The sequence below is a fragment of the [Clostridium] polysaccharolyticum genome (assembly GCF_900111595.1).
Classification (GTDB): domain Bacteria; phylum Bacillota; class Clostridia; order Lachnospirales; family Lachnospiraceae; genus Clostridium_AI; species Clostridium_AI polysaccharolyticum.
The window spans coordinates 59,461-80,902 of the sequence record NZ_FOHN01000006.1; the positions used below are offsets into that span (position 1 = coordinate 59,461).

Genomic DNA, 21,442 nt, shown 5'->3' on the forward strand with positions numbered 1-21,442 from the left:
CTATTACTGACTTCAAAATGTGGTTTGCGGGGCAAAATGATTATTCCGTTTTCTAAACCGCATTTTCCACTAACAATATAGGTCAATCCCTTGTCATTTCTTATGCGGAGCAAAAATGGAATAATCTGTCATTTTTATCTATCTAAACTTTTTTTCAATATTCCTACTTACTAATTCATATCTATTTTATACATAATAAAGAAATATTTCAATAGTAAAATCATTTTCTTCTTGTATAATCATAAAAATCCATAGCACCTTGCTCAAACACTACATGATAATGACATCCTCCAAGCTAACATCATTTACACCACCCCAGCTCATAACCTCACCGTTATTACTCAGCTTGTAAACCCGCACGTTGTCTTCACTGGTGATTCTAAGCGGTATTCCTTCAAGCAGCCTGCGGTAAAGCAGCTTGTCCAGTTTTCCTTCGAAAGCCGATTTCTGCACACGGAATCCGAAGCCAGAAACAAACTTTACGAATTTATTGCGACGCTTGTCCTCTACTATATCATAAATCACAAGTACCCGGTATTTGATACTGCGCTCCTCCTGCCCCACATCAAACAGTGCCTCTTCTTCCTCAGTCAACATTTTCCATCACCCTACCTTACCCGAATCGGCTCATACAGCTGATAGTCACCCTTCTCAACTGCCTTGACCAGCTCACCTACTTGGAGCCAGATAGCCTTACGGAAACTGGTTCGCTCTGAAACATATGAAAGATAACTCATTTCCCCATGCATTTTTGCTTCCAGATTCTTCAAAAACTGCTGCCTTGCCCTCTTTTTTAAAATGATGCCACCATTTTCTTCTTTCTCAAAATCATCTGCTGATACCTCATGACCTTGAATCATGGACAGCACCGTGGAATCCACAATGACCGCACGCCATTCTTCTAGCAAATCACTGGCAAGTGTCGGATGCCTCTCCCTGTCTTGGTGCATAAATCCTCCATACGGTGTCAGTCCTCTGTTCTCCAGCTCTCCATAAATCTCATTCATCAAAATGGTGTAACCAAAACTTATCATAGCGTTAAACGGGTCTTGGGGTGGCTTTCGATTTCTCCCATCAAACGCAAATTCTGGCTCTATCATTTTTGCAATTGCCTGAAAATAACTTCGTGACGCATTTCCCTCATGACCAAGTACCTGTTCTATAGACTGGCAAATCTTCAATTTCTGGCTGGAATTTTTCATCCGAATAATTTCATTGTCAATCACAGCCTTTACGCTACGGTTATAACGTTTCAAAATGGTAATCTGGTTCTGAATCTTAGCACCTATGATTTTCTTGGAAAACCCCAGCGTAAATTCTGGATTTTCAGACATGTGGATCTGCTGCTTCAGCCGAAAAATGTTCCAGTTTCTTGTAGATTCCAATTTTCCAAAATAATAACCGCTCGATGAAAAATAACAAATGGGAATTTTACGGTTAAGACATTCTTTTACGCAGGGTGTTGTCAAACTGACATTTCCAAATAGCCCGATTGCTTCCAGTGTTTCTTTGGGTATTTTCTTGATTTGATCATCTTGTGTTTTCACAATGAAATAACCCGCTTCCATGCTTACGGTGGAACCGTTCTCGTTGATATACAGATAGCTCATAGCTGCCTCCCTTAGTTTTGATAGTTGGAGTATGGGCAAGTTGGAAGGTTTATATAACTGGAAAATAAAAAAAATTTACTAGACTGTATACTTCCTTTCTGCAGCTATCATAACAAACGCCACGCTAAAATTCCACACAAAACCAAAGCAGCCAGAATAACCCCGAACAGATAGTATCCTTTTCCGCTGTTTTCCATAACTGGCTTTGTCTGTTCTGCCTCTGCTTTATGTACACTGGCTATTCTCTCTGTCTTAGCATATGCCTTGTTTTCTGAACTCTTTGTCTCCTGCTCTGCCTTGTAAGAAGTATTATTTCCTTGCGGACGGTACCCTCCATTATTTTTATTTCTGTATGTATTTCCATATCCAGTCTTGTAGCCGCCCTTATATCCATTTTTATAGCCATTCTTTCCTGCTCCAGGTCTTCCCCCTGGCTTTCTCCTGCTCTGCTGCTTATTCTGCTTGCGGCATTCCTTACATCTCCTTGGCAAATCCAGCCCCTTATCCTGATAAAACGTAATCTCCGGTTCTTCTAGTGTAAATTCTTTACCACACTGTTTACATATCATCTTCCTCATCCTTCTGTCTCCTTATTTATAAGTTTTATCCATCGCATTTCCTTAATCCTGTTATGTACGATTCTCTCCGCCAAATTCTGATTTACACCATCCACTGTACGGTTTCCTTTCAACTGCTTCTAGCAGTATTTTTGTTCCTCCCACACAAAGTATGGGTTATCAACTATTTTAGCAGACAAAGCACCCTCTCGCAACCAAATATATTCCATAAATGGTACAAGTATTCCAAAGATAGGGATTCTTTCTTGCTTATTCCTTAAAATTTTTGCACAACTTTTCTTTGTTCCTTTCATAGCCACCTGACAGCACAACGAACCATCTATATATTATCCAGTTATGGACCAAAGCAGTCTAAAAGGAGTTCCTGCTTCAAACAGGAACTCCTTTTCCATTAAGCAAGCTTATTTGTCTAGCAAAGCCTCTTATTCCATTTAACTGGTATAGCTTTCCAGCACGCTATACAGTTCATCTTCATCTTTAATCCAGATTCCGTACATCAATTCTCTTTTTTCATCTTCTAACAGGCTGCCAGCATCCAGGCCTGTCTCATTATCATAGACCGTTTTTTTATCACTATAATACACCACTACCTGATCATCCTCAAGAACCATATAATATTTATATAAAATCCCCTGGCTATTATAAGTTTTCTTAACGACTACTTTACTAGGAGAAAAGCTTTCTAGCGTCCAGGAAACCAGCCCTTTATTATACTCCTCAAGAGACTTGTTCTGCATATATACATTCAGGCGGGTGATAATCTGTTCCCTTGTAAGTCCTACAAAATCATTTGGAATATTTTCATTCTTTTCCTTTAGTTTATCAGTTGCCATATCATAAACCTGTTCTACATAAGACGCATCTGGCAAAACTGCCGAGCTTTGGCTGGATGATACATTACGGACACCTGTGTCCGACTGCGCCTTTACAGTATCCTCCTTAGTCCCATTCCGTTCAAATTTGTGTAAAGCATAACGATAACTTACGAAATAGCACGTAGTAAGCAGCACGCACAAACTAAGAAAAGAAATGGCATATATAGCTGCCTTTTTCATGTTACGAACCTCCATTCCTGTTCTTATTCATTAAAAGGATAACCAAATATGCCACTTTTATACATATTTTTTTATGCAATTAATAAAGTACTTAGTCGTTTTTTCGGAAAGATAGAAATAAATGTTTTTCCGGTATTTAACTTAAGTTCCTTGCCGTCTTCATCATAATAGACACGCTCTTTGTTCTTTTCGTTTTTCTTCCAGGTAATCTTTGCAGCCTTTCCATCGGTTATATAATACCCTTCGCCAGTCGTATTATTAATATCCATGGTCTGGTATCCATTTTTATCAATATCCCATTCCTCTACAACCTGAATGATTATATTTTTAAATGCAAGCTGCTTGCCTGTGGATTTATCAATGTGTTTCTCGCCAAACTGATAACGTTCGTACTTTTTGGTCTTTTCATTGTACGTGAAATAAGGCTGTGTGTAGCTTGAGTAGCCTAAGGTTACTTTCTTAGCTGATGTACCCTCAATACCTGTATCTCTTGCATGGAACTGGAACTTGTTCACCTTGTCCCGAAGCTTTGTACGGTAACCCGCCGCTTTGGTTCCATCCTTCACACCCTTTGCACTTGTAAATGCATTGTGTGGTGCTTTTATGCTAGGGTCACGGTAAAATACCGTATCTCCAAGTGAGGATAATCCACTTAAATTGTTTACACCTAATTCTTTTATCTTGGCAGCAGCATATTTGGTCTGTCCAAAATGCACGTAAATGGCATCATACTCATCTGCAAAGCTTACAAAATAATGTCTTGCACTTCTTGTAGATCCGATCCTTCTGGAATCAAAGTTCTGGAAAATGCCCATCATTCTTGTAATTCCGCCTTCCACAACTGCTTCATACAGTATAGACGCTTGTGAAGTACCCCATTGGGGACTGGCAGCCTTAATATTATTAATCATAATGGCATAAGGCCTTTTGCCTGCAAGTTTTTTGCTTACCCATTCTCCTGTCAGCCAGCTTCTGACTTGGCCTTTGTGTTTATCGGCTTTCACAGCTGGGGATGGCGAAGCCATGTCGGGTATCTTCGTTACTTTCTCAACTGGAACAATTGCGTCTTTATCAGCTGTTTTGCTTTTCCTACAGCCTGACAGACACAAAACTGCCAGCAGCACCATGTAAACCAGTCTTATTTTTTTCTTCATACATCTACCTCAATTGTTTTTTATATTCACATGATTCTATCCTCGAAGAATATTACATCTTGCAAGAATCTCTTCCTGTTTCTTTTCCATAACGATTCTTTCATCCTCTTCCATATGGTCATATCCGAACAAATGCAACATGCTGTGTGCAACAAGGAATCCAAGTTCCCTTTCCTCACTATGTCCATAAGCATTGGCCTGTTCTATGACTTTCTCTACGGAAATCACAATATCACCAAGCATAAGCTCACCAGTATCTGGGTTAAAATCATAGGAATCTTCTGAAATTATCGAAAAGTCTCCCGGTTCATTGTACTCTAATGCCGGAAAAGAAAGCACATCCGTAGGACGGTCCATCTCTCTTGTCTCCAGATTTATCTGATGAATGCTTTCATTATCGGTTAGTAATACATTCAGCTCCGCTTCATAAGGCAGCTCTGCATAATCAGCCGCTTCGTTAATTACCTTATTGATGATTTCCTCGTAAGGAATATTTAACTCTTTTTCTGTTTCGTATTCAATGTTTACTGTCATGATTCCCAAACCTTTCAAATACAGGATAATTCTTCATATCCTGCTTTCCCTTGTATTCTGTACATTTATCAGGTTTATTATACCAGAACTTTCATACAAGAAAAGCAAAATTTTCTATTTTTCTTTGAACGTTTCAATAAAATACTGCTGTAACTGTTCTAACTCCTGCTCCGGCAATCCCGTCTGCGTGAACATTTCCATCTCCCTGCGCTTCTTGAAAATGGATTTTACCACCACTTCCATTGTTACTTTATTATCTGGTTCCTTTGTTCTTAAATAACGGATAGTAGTAATAATACTGTCTGCCAGCATTACAATTGCTGCTTCCTTGGAAGTTGGCTTGTCCTTGTGGATGTTATGTTCTTTCACCACGTCAACTACTTCTTTGGAAACCCCTGCTTCTGTCAGGATTTCCACTCCACAGGCAATGTAATCTTTTCCTCTCATCCGCCCAATTTCGTGATAACAGCCACCCTTATAGGCTATTTCCTCATTTGCACCAATCTGTTTTGCCGCTTCTCTGGAAACCTCTCCTACATATAAGCTGTGCCGGTAAATAGTTTTGGAATACTCATTCAACTGATCCATTAAAGATTCTTCCAGCAGGCTGGCTGATTTCTTTTTCATTTTCTTCACTGGATCAAAATATATATGAATGCCCCAAAGACAAAGAATCGTTACTGCTGTACTAACCAGCTCCAGCACTACGTCTGCTGACATTGCCAGTTCAAAATCCTGAAGCAGAATTAAAAATGCGATATTTGTTGTAACACCAATTATTAGAATGGCGATTGTATTCTGCAGTCTGTCCAGAAATTCTTCCAGCAATAAGATCAATGTTCCAAATGTGAAGTAACAGATAAATGTCTCCACTGGCAGTTCGTTGATCATGCAATAAGAAATGGTTAAGATAATCTGCAATGCAATGGCTAATTCTTTCGGAATGAAAAAACCTGCAAGCAGGACACCAAGCATCCAGAAATTTAATAGCTGACAGTTAGCAGAGAACCAGACCGCACAAAAGGATGCGGCATAAAGTACGCTTGCCAGTACCATCTTTTTGGCAGGGAGCCGTTTTCCCCACTCAAATACTTCTAAAAATAACGCAAGTACAAACATATACTCTATGTTCCAGAATATCATTTTTCCAATGTTTCCATATGTAACCCCTAACAGGCCGCCCGCCAGAATGGAAATCCCTATGATAAGCAGGCTGTTCATTAATACAAATTGTAAGCACGGCGTTAAAACCGTGCTCAAGATTTTATTTCTTTTCTTCATATTTTCCTCTTTTTGCTCTTTGTTTTTTTCGTTGACTGGTTCTTTCTTCATATGCATCGTAAGCTTTTACAATCTTTTGCACCAGCGGATGTCTTACAACATCCTGGCTTGTAAGCTGTGAAACCCCGATTTCGTCTACTCTTGACAATACTTTTAAAGCATGGTCCAGACCGGATACCTGGCCCTGTGGTAAATCCTTCTGGGATAAATCTCCTGTGATAACCACTTTGGAACCAAATCCAATACGTGTCAGGAACATTTTCATCTGGGCTGGTGTTGTATTCTGTGCTTCATCCAGAATAATAAAGGCATTATCCAAAGTACGTCCTCTCATATATGCCAAAGGAGCCACTTCTATCAGTCCCTTTTCCATATTTTTTGCATAACTGTCTGGCCCCATAATCTGATATAAGGCATCATACAGCGGCCTTAAATACGGATCAACCTTGCTTTGTAAATCTCCTGGAAGGAATCCCAGCTTTTCTCCTGCTTCAATGGCTGGACGTGTCAGAATAATACGGCTGACTTCGTCATTTTTAAATGCGGTAATTCCCATTGCCATAGCCAGATAGGTTTTTCCTGTTCCTGCAGGCCCAACGCCGAATACAATCATCTTGTTGCGGATCTGGTCTACATAGCTTTTCTGGCCTAATGTTTTTGGCTTGATGGGTTTTCCCTGAATCGTATTACAGATTAAGTCAGAATCAATTTCTACAATTGCCCCTTCTTTATCTTCTACGCATAAAGAAAGTGCATAGGCTACCAGCTGTTCTGTAATGGTGTTGCCCCGTTCAGACAGTTCTGCCAGTTTTAAAAATACGCTTTTGGCTTTTGCCACCTTTTTTGCATCTCCAATTAGCTTTAATTCCCCATTTCTGGAGACTGTGGTGACATTTAAATTCCTTTCGATCATTTTAATGTAGGCATCGAACTGCCCAAATACATTTTTCTCGTGTTCTGCTGGAATATCAATTATCGTTTCCACTATGCTCATCTGGTTTTGTGATCCTCCACTCGGTTTCATTTATTTTTTTCGTTTCGTATACAGGTTCTAACACCGTTAGAGTTCCTGACGTAACGCAGTTCTTTTTATCCATCCTGATTGATACATGGTTTTCCTTTATCTGCACGCCTGCTTTTTTAAGCTTCTCTACATATAATGAAAAATATGCGTTCTGCTTTTCTATAAGCTGTTCTTTAGTATAAGCAGCTGGTGTACCTTTATACTCTTTATAAGTCTTGCTGGTTATACCTAATGGCAATACAAAGGCATGGGTCAGATTCAGGTTTTTCTCCCACGTTATTATATCATACTTTTTCCCAGAATGTAATTTTTTCAAAGGATTTTGTATATTCAGTGTATGGCCAAACAGGAAAATGGAATATACTTTTTTCTTCCTGCCAGTATAAGTATGTTCGGTATATTCAACTGGAACAACCTTTTTATACTGGTATGCAGTTTCAATCAAAACATCAGCATCGGCAACAACAGGTTCTTTGTTAATGACTTCGCTGTTATCTAAAATTACGTCTATTACCCCTGATACGATAATATCACCTTTCTTGACAGGATCTCCTTTTTTGAATACTGGAGTTCCTTGTCTTGTGATAATACTATACACCACCCCATCATGACTTGCAACCAGGTGACACGGTTCATCCGATGTTTCATATGGTACTGGCATATTAGTTTCCACAATTTTCAGATTCAGTTTGGTTCCTTTTATTTCAGCAGACACCCAGCCAATGTCTGGATATTTCTTCCGTATAGATTCCTCTATTTCCTGACAGCTTAGATGTCGCTTCATAACTCCAGGTTCTACTGATATTTCTTTTAAATAACGGAAAATAACATCCTCCGTATAACTATAGTTTCCCTCCAGCGTAATATCCCATACAAATAGTGACAGGCCATACAAAATGGCACCAAAGATACATATTCCAAGCAAAAAACCTTTGTGGCAAAACATCTTATGAAACAGAAATGGCCTTCCAAACCTTCTAAGAATCCGCACCTTCGTTCTGGTTTTCTTGGCGATGGGACGAATGCTTCGAAATCCTTTCAGTGTCATATAACACTGGTAACCATCTTCTGCTTTGTGCATATCCCAGATTAGGATATTTCGATTTCTGCATAAATTGATAAATCGTTCTGGTGAATATCCATTTAACTGCACCAGCAGATATCCCCGAAACCACTTAAAGAAACGGATAAGCATGCAAAGACCTCCTTAGCAATATTCAATACGCATAATCTTACCTGATATTCTCATTTCATCGTCTGTAAAATAATCAATGTTCAGATTTTTGCCTTCAATATGAATCCGGCATTTCTTGGTCTGGATTCGAATGATTTCTCCTGTATATTCAATAATCCCTTTATAATTCTCCAGACAGAGCTGACTGCTTCCCGTAACGGTCAGAACTGGTACGCCCATTAACAAGTCCGCTGGCAGCTTTAAGTTTTCTGAAAGGCTTTCCAGATAACTTTGTTTTTCTAGTTCTATCCGGTCTTTTGATTTATTTTCAAACTTGGAGTAAATTGCTTTTTCCTGTTTCTTCTTAAATCGTTTATGGTTGGATTTGATTTTTTGTTCCATAACAAAAACCTCACTCTGTCATACTGATACCTTCCGAGGGTTTCGGCAGATATACTACTTCTATTGTATGAAGATTGAGGTTGTTTTCATGCGTTTTATAATATATTAAAATTGAAACCTGCTTCTTTCCATATCACGATTATGTATATGCTCTTTGAATTTTACCTGTGCCTTTTGTGTATAATTATATTCCCACATCTGTGTAGGTACAGCATAAAAATGCTCTAATACAAAATTCACAAAGGACAAAGGTGAAATTGGTTTATTAACTGGAATTCTGCAATTCTTATACTCCCCCAATGTAATATGCGAATAAGGATGATGAACTTTGCTTATTACATCATCCTTATTGTAGTCTGCCCTAATAATAACAGGAAGCACACTGCGATTTAGAATATCTCCGTATATTTCATCTTCTTCATAAATTGAAGGATCGTTTTGATACATCTCAAAATCAGGTGACGGATAATATGCTAACCTATGAGATGCAACTTCATTTCCTTCGATTCTATACATTAATTGAAATATTCCACCATCAGGCAACATAAAATTATAATTTTTCAAATTATTTATTTCTTTATAAATGTCAGGATATTTATAATTTTTTAAATATCGCGAAATGTCAGTATGCTTTTCCCAAAGAATTTCATTCTTTTGAATTATGGGCATATTGAATTCCATTGCTAAACCACATTTAATTAACTCAAGGGTAATACCTTGTATTTCCCCCTTTAACTGATTCATTATTTTCATTTTATGACCTCTCTAAGCGCTTGTAATATAGCAGGATCTATATCTTCAAGACGTATTTCTTCATTCTCTAGCTTTTTCAAAAATTCACCAATATTAGCATTTGAATCAGAAATACTCTGTATTTCGCTTCGTGTTTTATCCCTATGAATAATACGCATCTTTTTTAATTCATTTTCATTCGGATACTTAAATGAAAGTTTAAAACCAGCATTTTTCACTTTCTCATATTCTTCTATTAGACCTTTCATTTTTTCACCAACTCCAGTAACCCGAACCCATCCCTTTGAACGTGTCATTGCTGTAAATATGATATTTCTTTTACTTGCTAGATTTATTCCATCGAAGCACAAATCTGCATTCACTAAATATACCATTGCAGCTTCGTTTCCTTTTGCACGATATATTTGAGATATTGCAATGGAATCGTCTTGGAAAAAATTATCTGGACTTGTATTCAAACCAACTATATGAGACTTTATGCCTTTATTTAAAAGCAGAATTCTGATATCAGAAACATATTCTTTCATTCCAAGAGGTCTTGGATGAATAATCATAATATCCTTATATCTCAGCTCATCTTCTTTAATATTTTTTACAATGTCATCTGCAATCCACTGACTCTCTTGTTTTACATCAGAAAATTTTTTGAAAATAATTAAATCGTCTATATCTGAATGCTCTTCCAGAAACTTTGGACTACTTTCTTCCGTTCTCGTTAATACAACATCTTGGTCTGCTGATAATACTCCCTCTTCAACTTTATAGCCTATATCCTCCCATAAGCGCACATCTTCAAACAGCTGTACAAGTTTCGTTTCATCACCACATTCTTTCCTATATATTCCAAATCCCAATGCATGTGCTGTAGTTAATATAGGTTTAGAATTTCGATAACATTTTGACAACACCAAATCTTGATATTTTCCATCCACATTATCTAATACAACATTTGGTCTTCCATTTGTTTCTCCAAAAATCACTTCTGGCGACTCCAAATTATTTCCATCAAGACTTTGCAGCTCATCATATGCGTATATAAGCATTTTCTTATCCTTTGGCAATGATTTATAGCACATTTGAAGAAAATAATCCGATAAATCCTGTGCCTCATCTACTAAAATAACATCATATAGCTTAACCGGATCCTCTACACTACAAAACGCCTCTTTACATACAGCATGAAATGCATTGTTCCTTCCAAACTTTTGTGCTGCCTCATTATAATCATAATACTTCAGATTATTCTTTTTACAAAAATCATAATAAATGCCCTCTGAATAGGAACTTCCCCACGCATGTATAATCTTAATTCTACTCCAGTCAGGTTCTTCATTTGTATTTTCAATAACAAAATTTGTAACTAGCTCTTTAAATTGCTGTTTTAGTGATCGACTATTAAATGTAACCGCTATAACCTTATTATCATAAACTGTATATAAATAGGCAACTTTTAACGCAAGGACGATTGTTTTTCCTGAGCCAGCTAATCCTCTAATTCTTTGAACATCTTCCACCGTTTCGATTACTGCACTGCTCTGGCTTTTGTCTAAACAAGAAATCTGATCTTCAATCTTACGTAGTTTTCCCCCTTTAGAGTCCTCTCTTTGTACATACGTTCTTCCTCCTCTTTTCTTAATTTGCGAAATCAACTGAATAGACTCTAATAATTTATAATAATACTCTGGCGATTCCCATGAAATATTTTCTATACATTGTCTTAACTGCTGGTCATTTGTACAGACAAACTCAGATGCCTCTTTCCATCTAGGTGCAAAAGTTATTATATTTATGTCCACCTTCAATTTTCTTCGTTCTACTAGTGAATGGTATCTTTTTAATCTTGATTCCATATTGTTATACAATATATCTTGTTCCTCTTCTTTATTATACTCTTGATTGCCCATTTCAATATCAAATATCACTAATCCATGAGCTCTGCTCACAAGCATAACATCAACTTTAAGTTTCCCCTCAAAACTTCCAAGAACAGGATATCCAATGTAAACATACCCTTCCTCTACTACTTGTTTCAGTATCTTTATTACATTTTCTGCCACTTCAATTTTACTACTAACACCTCTAATTATATTTAACACTTTCTCACCTTTCCTCATTTTTTTCCACAATGCTTTTTTTTATCATATTCTCTGTTTTCAACTTATACTCTATTAAGCGAAGCAGATATTCCGGTATGCTTCTTTTACATAATTCCCAGTCTTGAACTGTTCTATATGGAATTCCAAAATAATCTGCGAATTCTCTTCGATTCATTTTCGTTGCTTTTCGCAACTCACAAAGGTATTCATTCTTCTCCATTCCTTCTGCTCCATTTTTTATTTATGAAATCATAATATCTCTAAATCATTATACACGCATTGCGTGTTTAATGTCAATACAAATACCTTTCATTATAAAATATCACACGTCTTTTTTATGGCAAACGAAAAAACCCTTTAAAAAACAGATCCATAAACCTGCCCTTCAAAGGGTTTCTGCTATTCTTCTATAATTCAATTATTGAAATTTACGTTTACGAGCAGCCTCTGATTTCTTCTTGCGTCTTACGCTTGGCTTTTCATAATGCTCTCTTTTACGGATTTCTTGTTGGATACCTGCTTTAGCACAGTTTCTTTTGAATCTGCGTAGAGCGCTATCTAACGTTTCGTTTTCTTTTACGACAACATTTGACATAGTCTCACACCTAACCTCCCTCCAGTTGTGTATTGTGCTTTTACAACTGTTTGGGTAATTTTAAATAGCACTATTAAGATTATAACACAATTTTTGTATTCGTCAACTGCTTTTTATAACTTTTCCGAACTTTTAATAAATCATGTTATAGACTGGTGCTTATGCCGTGTGCTATTCCCCCGTTTAAACACCAGTTATTACCCACATGCAGCATTTATATATAAATTACTGTAGTTGTCCTTCCAATACCCTCGCAACGCTTTCCATTGCTTCTGGTATGCCTGCCGGGTTCTTGCCGCCAGCCTGTGCCATATTAGGACGGCCACCGCCGCCACCGCCTACACAAGATGCAATTGCCTTAATCAGGTTGCCTGCATGGGCACCTTTCTTCATTACATCATCCGTAACCATAGCTAATACGCTGACTTTGCCATTTAGAGAGGATGCTAATACAACAACACCGCTTCCTAATTTTTCTTTTAACTGATCTCCTAAATTACGAAGTCCATTCATATCTACATCGGGAACACTTGCAGCAAGGACTTTTACGCCTTTTACTTCTACAGCCTGATCTAAAACGTCACCTAAAGCTTCTTTTGCAAGCCTGTTTTTCAATTTTGCATTTTCAGCCTGTAACTGTTTGATTTCCTCTAACATCGCTTCAATTTTCTTAGTCAGGTTCGCCGGTTCTGCTTTGGCTGCTTTGGCTGCTTCATGTAATTCTCTTTCCATTTCCTCGAAATGGGCAATTACACCCTTGCCTGTTAAAGCTTCAATTCTTCTAACACCAGCTGCAATACCTGCTTCGGATACAATCTTGAAGCTGGAGATAACGCCTGTATTTGGCACGTGTGTACCACCACATAATTCAATACTGAAATCCCCCATTTTTACAACCCGTACTACATCGCCGTATTTTTCACCGAACAATGCCATAGCACCTGTTTTCTTCGCTTCTTCAATCGACATTTCCTGTGTAACCACATCTACGTTCTTAGCAATTTCTGCATTTACGATTGCTTCTGCCTGCTGGATCTGCTCTTTGGTTAAAGCCTGGAAGTGTGTAAAGTCAAAACGTAACCTGTCTTTTGTTACCAGAGAACCAGCCTGTTCTACATGCTCGCCAAGAACCATACGCAGTGCTTTCTGCAATAAATGAGTTGCACTGTGGTTTTTACAGGTGTCCTGTCTGTTGGCTTCATCAATTGTAAGAGTAACTGTTTCCCCTACTTTGAATGAACCAGCTTTTACAGTTCCTACATGTCCGATTTTGCCACCTTGCAATTTAATAGTATCTTCTACTTCAAATGCACTGTTTCCATTGGTAATCACACCGATATCCGCTTTCTGGCCACCCATAGTAGCATAGAAAGGAGTTTCCTCTACGATAATCGTTCCTGTACTTCCTTCTGTTAATTCTTCCACTAATGCATCTTCTGTTGTTAAAACAGAGATTCTGGAATCATGTGTGAATCTGTCATAACCTACAAACTTAGATGTAATAGCAGCATCAATTGACTGGTATACCGTAACGTCTGCACCCATATAGTTTGTAGTTTTACGAGCATTTCTTGCCATGTCTTTCTGTTCTTTCATGGCTTTCTGGAAGCCTTCTTCGTCTACCTGGAAATTCTTTTCTTCTAGAATTTCTTTTGTTAAGTCCAGAGGAAATCCATAAGTATCATACAATTTAAAGGCATCCTGACCGTCTAATACTTTCTTTCCTTCTTTTGTTAATTTTGCTTCTAAGTCAGCAAGGATTGCAAGGCCCTGGTCAATTGTCTTATTAAATTTGTCTTCTTCTTCTGTTAAAACAGTAAAGATCATTGCTTTCTTTTCTTCCAGTTCCGGATAACCGTCTTTGGACATGTTAATTACTGTTTCACTTAATTTTGCAAGGAACTTGCCCTGGATTCCAAGAAGCCTTCCATGACGTGCAGCACGGCGTAATAATCTTCGCAAAACGTATCCTCTTCCTTCGTTAGAAGGCATAATGCCATCTGAAATCATAAAGGTTACGGAACGGATATGGTCTGTAATAAGACGTAGGGAAATATCTTTTGTCTCATTTTCTTTGTATCTGCAGCCTGCAAGCTCACAGACTTTATCAAGCAAAGCTTTAATGGTATCGACAGCAAAAATAGAATCTACATCCTGCACAACAACTGCAAGTCTTTCCAGACCCATACCTGTATCAATATTTTTGTTAGTCAGTTCTGTGTAATTGCCTTTTCCATCGTTTTCAAACTGAGTAAATACATTATTCCATACTTCCATGTAACGGTCACAGTCACAGCCTACTGTACAGCCTTCATTTCCACAGCCGTAGGCTTCTCCACGGTCATAGTAGATTTCCGAACATGGACCACAAGGGCCTGCACCATGTTCCCAGAAATTATCTTCTTTGCCGAAACGGAAAATGCGGTCTTTTGCAATCCCGATTTCTTCGTTCCAGATACGGAATGCTTCATCATCTGTTTCATATACAGATGGATATAGCCTGCTGGCATCTAACCCGACTACTTCTGTCAAAAATTCCCAAGACCAGTGGATTGCTTCTGTTTTGAAGTAATCACCAAATGAGAAGTTCCCTAACATTTCAAAGAATGTACCGTGACGTGCTGTCTTGCCTACATTTTCAATATCTCCTGTACGGATACATTTCTGGCAGGTAGCAACACGGGTTCTAGGCGGAATTTCCTGGCCTGTAAAGTAAGGCTTTAGCGGAGCCATCCCAGCATTGATTAATAATAAACTATTATCATTTTGCGGAACAAGGGAAAAGCTTTTTAAAACCAAGTGTCCCTTGCTTTCAAAAAAGTCTAAATACATTTTACGTAATTCGTTTACACCGTATTTCTTCATGTGAATCCTCCCGGACAATTTCTCTATTTTGTTTTTACAAAGAACGGTTTTCTTTTATTAAGCCTGTTCTTCGACATTTTTCTTTTTACGATACAGAATGCCAAGCATTGTACCAATGAATGCAACTCCTCCGAAGAAAAGGAATTTAAGCACAAAGTAACCTGTTGCTGTTAATAAGTATCTAAAATCCATAAAAAAACCAGTTATTGCTTTTAAAACCGCCATACAAATACCTCCTATCTGCGATTTGCTAACTCCTTCATAATATCATTCCAGTCTACACCACATTCTACCATAAGAACCATCATATGATATAGAAAATCTGAAATTTCATATTTTAATTCTTCTGCCTCAGGATTTTTTGCAGCAATTACAATCTCTGTTGCTTCTTCGCCGCATTTTTTCAAGATTTTATCAATACCTTTGTCAAATAAATAGTTCGTATAAGAACCTTCTTTTGGATTTTTCTTACGATCTGCTATAATGTCATATTCTTCATTTAAGACCATCAATGGATTGACATTATCAAATTCTTTCTTTACCAGGTCTGTAAAGAAACAGGTACGATTGCCTGTATGGCAAGCTGCACCTATCTGGTGGACTTTGGCCAGAATGGTGTCTTTATCACAATCCAGCTTCAGTTCCATTACATATTGATAATGGCCAGAAGTGTCACCTTTACACCAAAGCTCATTACGGCTTCGGCTCCAGTATGTCATTTTTCCTGTCTCAACTGTTTTATTATAAGCTTCCTCGTTCATATATGCAACCATTAAAACTTCATTTGTCTTATAATCCTGTGCAACGACTGGAATCATTCCATCCTTGTTTAATTTGAATTCGCTAAAAGGAACGGCACTTTCAAAGGCATTTACAGGCACACCCTCTGCCAAAAGAGAACGTTTTACTTTCATAATGCTCTTATTTTCAAAATGATTGGTAGATATTCCCTTCACCTGTTCATAGGAGCATAATGTAAGCAGATCATTACGAACTAAGCTATCTCTTATTATAACCTGTGTGTCAAGTTTCATAAGTGCATTCTCTAACTTATCGCCTGTATTTACATGTTTTAATACAAGTCCGCCAATCTCCATTTTTTCTAAATCCTGTTTTACGTCAGTATCATAGAATTCCTCTTCAGACAATTCTAAGAACAGTTTGTTTTTTCCAAAACGCTTAGAAGCTTCCAGTACCGCTTCCTGTGATTTTAAAATTTCTTTTTTCACCACTACCGCACATGCACCTGTATACAGTGCTTTTTTCACATCCTCAAATCTTTCTACATAGCATCCTGCGATAAATGGAATATCAATATTCTTCCCGGCTTTTTTTAATGTTGCGATAAATTCTTCTCTTGTTGCTTCATCTTTCGCATAATTATAAATAAAAAGTTCATCTGCTCCATTTAATGCATATTGGGATGCTAATTCTACTACACTGCTTTCCATTTCATTTTCTGCATTTATAAAAGGGATTATTTTTTTATTATTCATCTTGTCCAGCTCCTCTATCAAATAGTTCCATTGCATATTTTAAATCAATTTTCCGTTCATATAATACATCATCTAAAATGACACCGTTTAATCCTGCATTGTGTACCGATTCCAGATCCTTTATAGTACCAATTGCCCCGCTGACTACTACCTTCAGCTGGGAATTTTTCACGATGCTGCTTAAATATTCAAGATTTGCTGCAAATGTATATACATCTCCCAGCAGACCTTCACACTCTAAGGTCCTGACACCAATTTCATCAAGCCTTTTCACAGTTTCTTCCAGTTGGCCAATGCTGTTTTTTTCTACGGAATGACTGTTTGCCACTCCCTGCCTATTTGGAATTGCCACGACTATCTTGTCTGCCCCGAAACAGTTTACTGCTTCTTTTATAAAATTCATTTTGCCATTGTTAAGCTCTAGCACTGCTTTTCTGGCTCCGAGGTTTATTGCATTCTCAACTTCCTTTAAAGAAGATATTCCACCATGTAACTCTGCTGGAATGGATACCTGCTGTATTAATTTTCTTATGGCTTCCTGGTTCATAATATGGCCTGCCAGAATACCATCCAGATCCCGTATATGTATATAAGCTGCCCCTTGTTCTTCCAACATCTTTGCAACCTTTCGTGGGGAATGGGATATAATCTCCGAATATTGAAAACTGCCCTTTAACGGTTTTACGCAGTGTCCATTCATGATGCTGATTTCTGGAATAACTCTCATAGTCTACCTCCTATAGTGCCCCCTTGGTTGATAAAACTCCATCAATCCTGTCATCATATTTTGTAGCCTCGTCTAACGCTTTTGCAAATGCTTTAAAAGCGGCTTCTACAATATGGTGGTTATTAGAGCCATGAATCTGCTTGATGTGCAGATTCATTCCGCAGCCATAGGAAACCGCATAGAAAAACTCTTTCACCAGTTCTGTGTCCATTGTTCCAAGACGTTCAACTGTCAAATCTAAATCGTATACCAAAAATGGCCTTCCTGACAAATCCAATGCACACATAACCAGGCTTTCATCCATTGGAAGCAAAAAAGACCCGAACCTTTTAATACCTGCTTTGTCTCCAATAGCCTCTTTGATGGCCTGTCCTAAAACAATTCCAGTATCCTCTACCGTATGATGGGAATCCACTTCCAGATCTCCTTTTACTGTCAGGTTCATATCAAAGAAACCATGTCTTACAAAACTATTTAACATATGATCAAAAAAACCAATTCCGGTATCTATGTCAGCGATACCGGAACCGTCTATTTTTAACTCAAGGGAAATATCTGTCTCCTTTGTTGTACGAACAACTTTTGCATATCTTGCGTTCATGCCCAAAATCCTTTCTCACGGAAAATTCTCTAACACTATGCTTATAGAATAGCATTATTCAAACCTGACAGCAATAGAATTTGCGTGAGCTGTCAGTTTTTCTGACGTTGCAAACTGAACAATATCTTTATGGACTGGTTCTAAGGCTTCTCTGGAATACGAAATGATACTGGATTTCTTAATAAAATCATCCACACTTAAAGGTGAAAAGAATTTCGCTGTTCCGTTGGTTGGCAGTACATGGTTTGGTCCTGCAAAATAATCTCCTAATGGTTCACTGCTGTATTCCCCTAAGAAAATAGCTCCTGCATTACGAATCTTCATCATCAGGTTATATGGATCTTTTGTAACGATTTCTAAATGTTCAGAAGCAATTTCATTGGCAGCTTCAACTGCTTCTTCTAAATCTTTTACTAATAAAATGTATCCATAATTTTCTAAAGATTTTTCCATAATTTCTTTTCTGGAAAGAACCTTTAAGAATCCATCTACTTCGTCAGATACTTTCTTTGCAAGTTCTTTGCTTGTGGTAATCAGGATTGCAGATGCCATTTCATCATGTTCCGCCTGGGATAACAGATCTGCTGCCACAAATCTTGGATTGGCTGTTTCATCTGCAATTACAAGAATTTCACTTGGTCCGGCAATAGAATCAATGCTTACGTGGCCATATACTGCTTTTTTGGCAAGTGCAACGAAAATGTTGCCTGGTCCTACGATTTTATCTACTTTCGGAACAGATTCTGTACCATAAGCTAATGCTGCGATTGCCTGGGCACCACCTACTTTATAGATTTCCTGAACACCAGCTTCTTTTGCTGCTACTAAGGTATTAGGACTTACTTTTCCTTCTGCATCTGGAGGTGTTGTCATAACGATTTTGTCTACACCAGCAACTGCTGCAGGAACAATGTTCATTAATACGGAGGAAGGATAAACGGCCTTTCCCCCTGGAACGTATACACCGACTTTTTCAAGCGGTGTTACTTTCTGGCCAAGCATGGTTCCTTGCGGTGTTGTGTCAAACCAGCTGTACTGTTTCTGCTTCATGTGGTAATCACGGATATTTGCCAGTGCCTTGCGGATAACCTCTACCAGACTGTCATCTACTAGTGCATAAGCTTCTTCTATTTCTTCTTCTGTTACACGGATATTCTGTGCAGTAATATCCGCTTTATCAAACTTTTTCGTATACTCAAAAACTGCTTTGTCTTTCTTTTCTTTCACATCTGCTAAAATGTCTTTTACTGTTTCTTCATATTGTCCATAATTGTTAGGACTTCTCTTTAATAAATTTTCAAGAATATTTTCTTTGGCTTCTTTTGTCAATTCAACGATACGCATGTTTAACACCCTTTCTATTGTCCGTCAATAACACGTTTTAAACCATTTACTAAATCTTTGATCCGGTCATGTTCCATCTTCATGCTGACTTCATTTACTACCATTCTTGCTGATAATGGGCAGACTTCTTCTAAAACTACAAGTCCATTTTCTTTTAAAGTGGAACCTGTCTCCACGATATCTACGATTACTTCTGATAATCCAACGATTGGAGCTAATTCGATGGAACCGTTTAATTTGATGATTTCCACTGTCTGATGCTTTTTGTTATAAAAATAATCCTTGGCAATGTGAGGATATTTGGTTGCTACACGGATTAACTCTCCGCTATGTAACAGTTTTTCTGCTTCCTTAGGTCCTGCAACGCACATTCTGCATTTTCCAAGGCCTAAATCCAGCACTTCATACATTTTGCGTCCTTCTTCCAAAATAGTGTCTTTCCCTACTACGCCAATATCCGCTGCACCGTATTCTACGTATGTTGGAACATCTGTGGCTTTTGCAAGGAAAAACTTTAATTTCAACTCCTCATTACAGAAAATAAGTTTTCTTGAAGATGGATCTTTCATTTCTTCGCAAGTAATGCCCACCTGCTCTAAAAAACCCATTGTCTGCTTTGCTATACGTCCTTTTGCCAGGGCAAATGTCAAATATCTATCCATAATACAATCCTTTCTGATGGCTGCCAGCCTGTTCTTTACCTCTGTTTTTTCATTTCTTGCTACATTTGTTCCATTGAACTTTCATTTTTCATATACAGAATGTGCGCAATGCCCATACGTTTTGCATGTGCTTTGTAATCTTCTAGTGTAAAGTTTGGATCTTTATGGGTCAGCTGAATTTCTTTTCCTTCTAAACGGCAGTTTTTCGCATAATCAATTGCTTTCTTTCTGCACTCATTTTCATAAAGAACCAGATAGGATTCTTCCTTCACTGCATCCTTCTCATTAAGCTTATCTACGGCTGTCATTAACTGGTCCACTACAATGGCAAGTCCAATAGCTGGAGCTTCTTTTCCAAATTGTTTCATTAAATTATCGTAACGTCCACCCTTAACGATTGGTTCTCCTGTTCCATAGGTATAAGCTTTAAAAATGATTCCGGTATAGTAGTTGTACTTGCTTAAAAGCCCTAAATCAAAGGTTATGTAATCGCTTACACCATAACTGTCTAAAATGGCATATAATTCTTCCAGACGCTCAATTGCCTTAATGGCTAGTTCATTGGAAGTTAATGTCTTTGCATTTGAAATATTTTCGATATTGCCATACATATCTGTAATCTTAAAGAATAGTTCTTTCAGGTTCTCAGGAAGTTTCTTTCCTTCTGCTAATTCTTCTACACCAAATACATTTTTCTTTTGAATCAGTTCTTTTAACTGTTCCGTTTCCATTTCATCAAAATCGGCTTCTTCAATAATTCCATTTAAAAACTGTGCATGACCGATTTCCACCTGAAATTCTTCTAATCCTGCGTTTCTTAGACACTCGATAGTTAATGCAATCATTTCCGCATCTGCGTCTACAGAACCGTCATTAATTAACTCTGCACCAAGCTGTGTAGTTTCTTTCAGTTTTCCCTGGTAACTGGTTGTATTAATAAATGTGCTTCCTTTATAACAAAGGTGCAGCGGCAGTTCTTCTTCTTTGAAATATTTTCCTACACATCTGGCAATTGCTGGTGTCATATCGGGGCGCAGTACAAGAGTGTTATTGCCACGGTCAAAAAACTTGTACATTTCCCTGGATGCAATAGTACCTCTTTCTTTGCTGAATACATCAAAAAACTCAAACATTGGAGTCTGAATATCTGTAAATCCGTAAGAGTGAAGCACCTGATGCATTTTCTGTTCAATAGAAAGTTTCTGTTTGCATTCTCCGTTATAAATATCTCGAACACCTTCCGGAATGTGTAATACGCTTTGCTCAATTTTATGTTCTGAAAATTTATAGCTCATAGCTACCTCCATTCATGCAGTACATTTTATCGCTTTATCACATTAAAACATTAATTTGATAATTTGCTACTAATCAAAAATCTAAGGCTATTATATATAAATTCGTTTTTGCTGTCAACCAGAAAACATTCATGGTAATTCGTGTTTTCTATTTTACCTTACTTTTTAGGGCGTGTCTACTTCTGCCTATAGAAAC

22 protein-coding genes are annotated in these 21,442 nt (G+C 37.7%); all 22 read right to left on the reverse strand.

The window, feature by feature from the left end:
• Window positions 1-270: 270 nt before the first annotated feature.
• Entirely contained in the window at window positions 271-597 is a 327-nt protein-coding gene (gene cas2, locus BMY85_RS05405; protein ID WP_092477250.1) for a CRISPR-associated endonuclease Cas2, read from the reverse strand.
• Between the two features lie 11 nt (window positions 598-608).
• Window positions 609-1,610, reverse strand: a complete 1,002-nt coding sequence (cas1, locus tag BMY85_RS05410) for a CRISPR-associated endonuclease Cas1 (RefSeq protein ID WP_092477251.1) — start codon at window positions 1,608-1,610, stop codon at window positions 609-611.
• A 107-nt stretch (window positions 1,611-1,717) separates the two neighbouring features.
• Window positions 1,718-2,188: a zinc-ribbon domain containing protein gene (locus tag BMY85_RS16170; protein ID WP_092477252.1), complete on the reverse strand. Its 471-nt coding sequence runs from the start codon at window positions 2,186-2,188 to the stop codon at window positions 1,718-1,720.
• 431 nt (window positions 2,189-2,619) lie between these two features.
• The gene (locus BMY85_RS05420; protein ID WP_092477253.1) at window positions 2,620-3,243 is read right to left on the reverse strand and encodes a BofC C-terminal domain-containing protein; all 624 of its coding nucleotides are present in this window, start codon (window positions 3,241-3,243) and stop codon (window positions 2,620-2,622) included.
• Between the two features lie 71 nt (window positions 3,244-3,314).
• Window positions 3,315-4,397, reverse strand: coding sequence for a DUF3048 domain-containing protein (locus tag BMY85_RS05425; protein ID WP_092477254.1), 1,083 nt, complete (start codon window positions 4,395-4,397; stop codon window positions 3,315-3,317).
• A 36-nt stretch (window positions 4,398-4,433) separates the two neighbouring features.
• Window positions 4,434-4,931 carry an rRNA maturation RNase YbeY gene (gene ybeY / locus BMY85_RS05430; protein WP_092477350.1) on the reverse strand — a complete coding sequence of 166 codons (498 nt, stop codon included), beginning with the start codon at window positions 4,929-4,931 and terminating at the stop codon, window positions 4,434-4,436.
• Between the two features lie 114 nt (window positions 4,932-5,045).
• On the reverse strand, window positions 5,046-6,212 hold the full coding sequence (locus BMY85_RS05435) for an HDIG domain-containing metalloprotein (RefSeq protein WP_177180652.1): 1,167 nt from the start codon (window positions 6,210-6,212) through the stop codon (window positions 5,046-5,048).
• A complete protein-coding gene (locus BMY85_RS05440) occupies window positions 6,196-7,206 on the reverse strand; it encodes a PhoH family protein (protein WP_092477256.1) in 1,011 nt (336 codons plus the stop codon). The genes BMY85_RS05435 and BMY85_RS05440 overlap by 17 nt, the downstream gene beginning before the upstream one ends.
• Complete coding sequence (gene yqfD, locus BMY85_RS05445) at window positions 7,181-8,431, reverse strand: sporulation protein YqfD (RefSeq protein WP_092477257.1); 1,251 nt, start codon at window positions 8,429-8,431, stop codon at window positions 7,181-7,183. Before yqfD ends, BMY85_RS05440 begins: the two co-directional genes overlap by 26 nt.
• A 12-nt stretch (window positions 8,432-8,443) precedes the next feature.
• Window positions 8,444-8,812: a YabP/YqfC family sporulation protein gene (locus BMY85_RS05450; RefSeq protein ID WP_092477258.1), complete on the reverse strand. Its 369-nt coding sequence runs from the start codon at window positions 8,810-8,812 to the stop codon at window positions 8,444-8,446.
• Between the two features lie 105 nt (window positions 8,813-8,917).
• On the reverse strand, window positions 8,918-9,565 hold the full coding sequence (locus tag BMY85_RS05455) for a DUF2290 domain-containing protein (protein WP_092477259.1): 648 nt from the start codon (window positions 9,563-9,565) through the stop codon (window positions 8,918-8,920).
• Complete coding sequence (locus BMY85_RS05460) at window positions 9,562-11,661, reverse strand: DEAD/DEAH box helicase (RefSeq protein ID WP_092477351.1); 2,100 nt, start codon at window positions 11,659-11,661, stop codon at window positions 9,562-9,564. The genes BMY85_RS05455 and BMY85_RS05460 overlap by 4 nt, the downstream gene beginning before the upstream one ends.
• 4 nt (window positions 11,662-11,665) lie before the next feature.
• The gene (locus BMY85_RS05465; protein WP_092477260.1) at window positions 11,666-11,881 is read right to left on the reverse strand and encodes a helix-turn-helix domain-containing protein; all 216 of its coding nucleotides are present in this window, start codon (window positions 11,879-11,881) and stop codon (window positions 11,666-11,668) included.
• Window positions 11,882-12,079: 198 nt separating this feature from the next.
• The gene (gene rpsU / locus BMY85_RS05470; RefSeq protein ID WP_092477261.1) at window positions 12,080-12,256 is read right to left on the reverse strand and encodes a 30S ribosomal protein S21; all 177 of its coding nucleotides are present in this window, start codon (window positions 12,254-12,256) and stop codon (window positions 12,080-12,082) included.
• 225 nt (window positions 12,257-12,481) lie between these two features.
• Window positions 12,482-15,121 (reverse strand): alanine--tRNA ligase, encoded by a 2,640-nt coding sequence (gene alaS, locus BMY85_RS05475; protein ID WP_092477262.1) that lies wholly within the window; start codon window positions 15,119-15,121, stop codon window positions 12,482-12,484.
• Between the two features lie 57 nt (window positions 15,122-15,178).
• Window positions 15,179-15,346, reverse strand: a complete 168-nt coding sequence (locus BMY85_RS15535; RefSeq protein ID WP_177180653.1) for a hypothetical protein — start codon at window positions 15,344-15,346, stop codon at window positions 15,179-15,181.
• Window positions 15,347-15,357: 11 nt separating this feature from the next.
• Window positions 15,358-16,617, reverse strand: coding sequence for a bifunctional phosphoribosyl-AMP cyclohydrolase/phosphoribosyl-ATP diphosphatase HisIE (gene hisIE, locus BMY85_RS05480; protein ID WP_092477263.1), 1,260 nt, complete (start codon window positions 16,615-16,617; stop codon window positions 15,358-15,360).
• A complete protein-coding gene (locus BMY85_RS05485) occupies window positions 16,610-17,344 on the reverse strand; it encodes a HisA/HisF-related TIM barrel protein (protein WP_092477264.1) in 735 nt (244 codons plus the stop codon). Before BMY85_RS05485 ends, hisIE begins: the two co-directional genes overlap by 8 nt.
• A 10-nt stretch (window positions 17,345-17,354) precedes the next feature.
• The gene (hisB, locus tag BMY85_RS05490; protein ID WP_092477265.1) at window positions 17,355-17,945 is read right to left on the reverse strand and encodes an imidazoleglycerol-phosphate dehydratase HisB; all 591 of its coding nucleotides are present in this window, start codon (window positions 17,943-17,945) and stop codon (window positions 17,355-17,357) included.
• 54 nt (window positions 17,946-17,999) lie between these two features.
• Window positions 18,000-19,289: a histidinol dehydrogenase gene (hisD, locus tag BMY85_RS05495; RefSeq protein ID WP_092477266.1), complete on the reverse strand. Its 1,290-nt coding sequence runs from the start codon at window positions 19,287-19,289 to the stop codon at window positions 18,000-18,002.
• A gap of 14 nt (window positions 19,290-19,303) precedes the next feature.
• Entirely contained in the window at window positions 19,304-19,951 is a 648-nt protein-coding gene (hisG, locus tag BMY85_RS05500) for an ATP phosphoribosyltransferase (protein WP_092477267.1), read from the reverse strand.
• Window positions 19,952-20,010: 59 nt separating this feature from the next.
• The gene (gene hisZ, locus BMY85_RS05505) at window positions 20,011-21,246 is read right to left on the reverse strand and encodes an ATP phosphoribosyltransferase regulatory subunit (protein ID WP_177180654.1); all 1,236 of its coding nucleotides are present in this window, start codon (window positions 21,244-21,246) and stop codon (window positions 20,011-20,013) included.
• Window positions 21,247-21,442 lie beyond the last annotated feature (196 nt).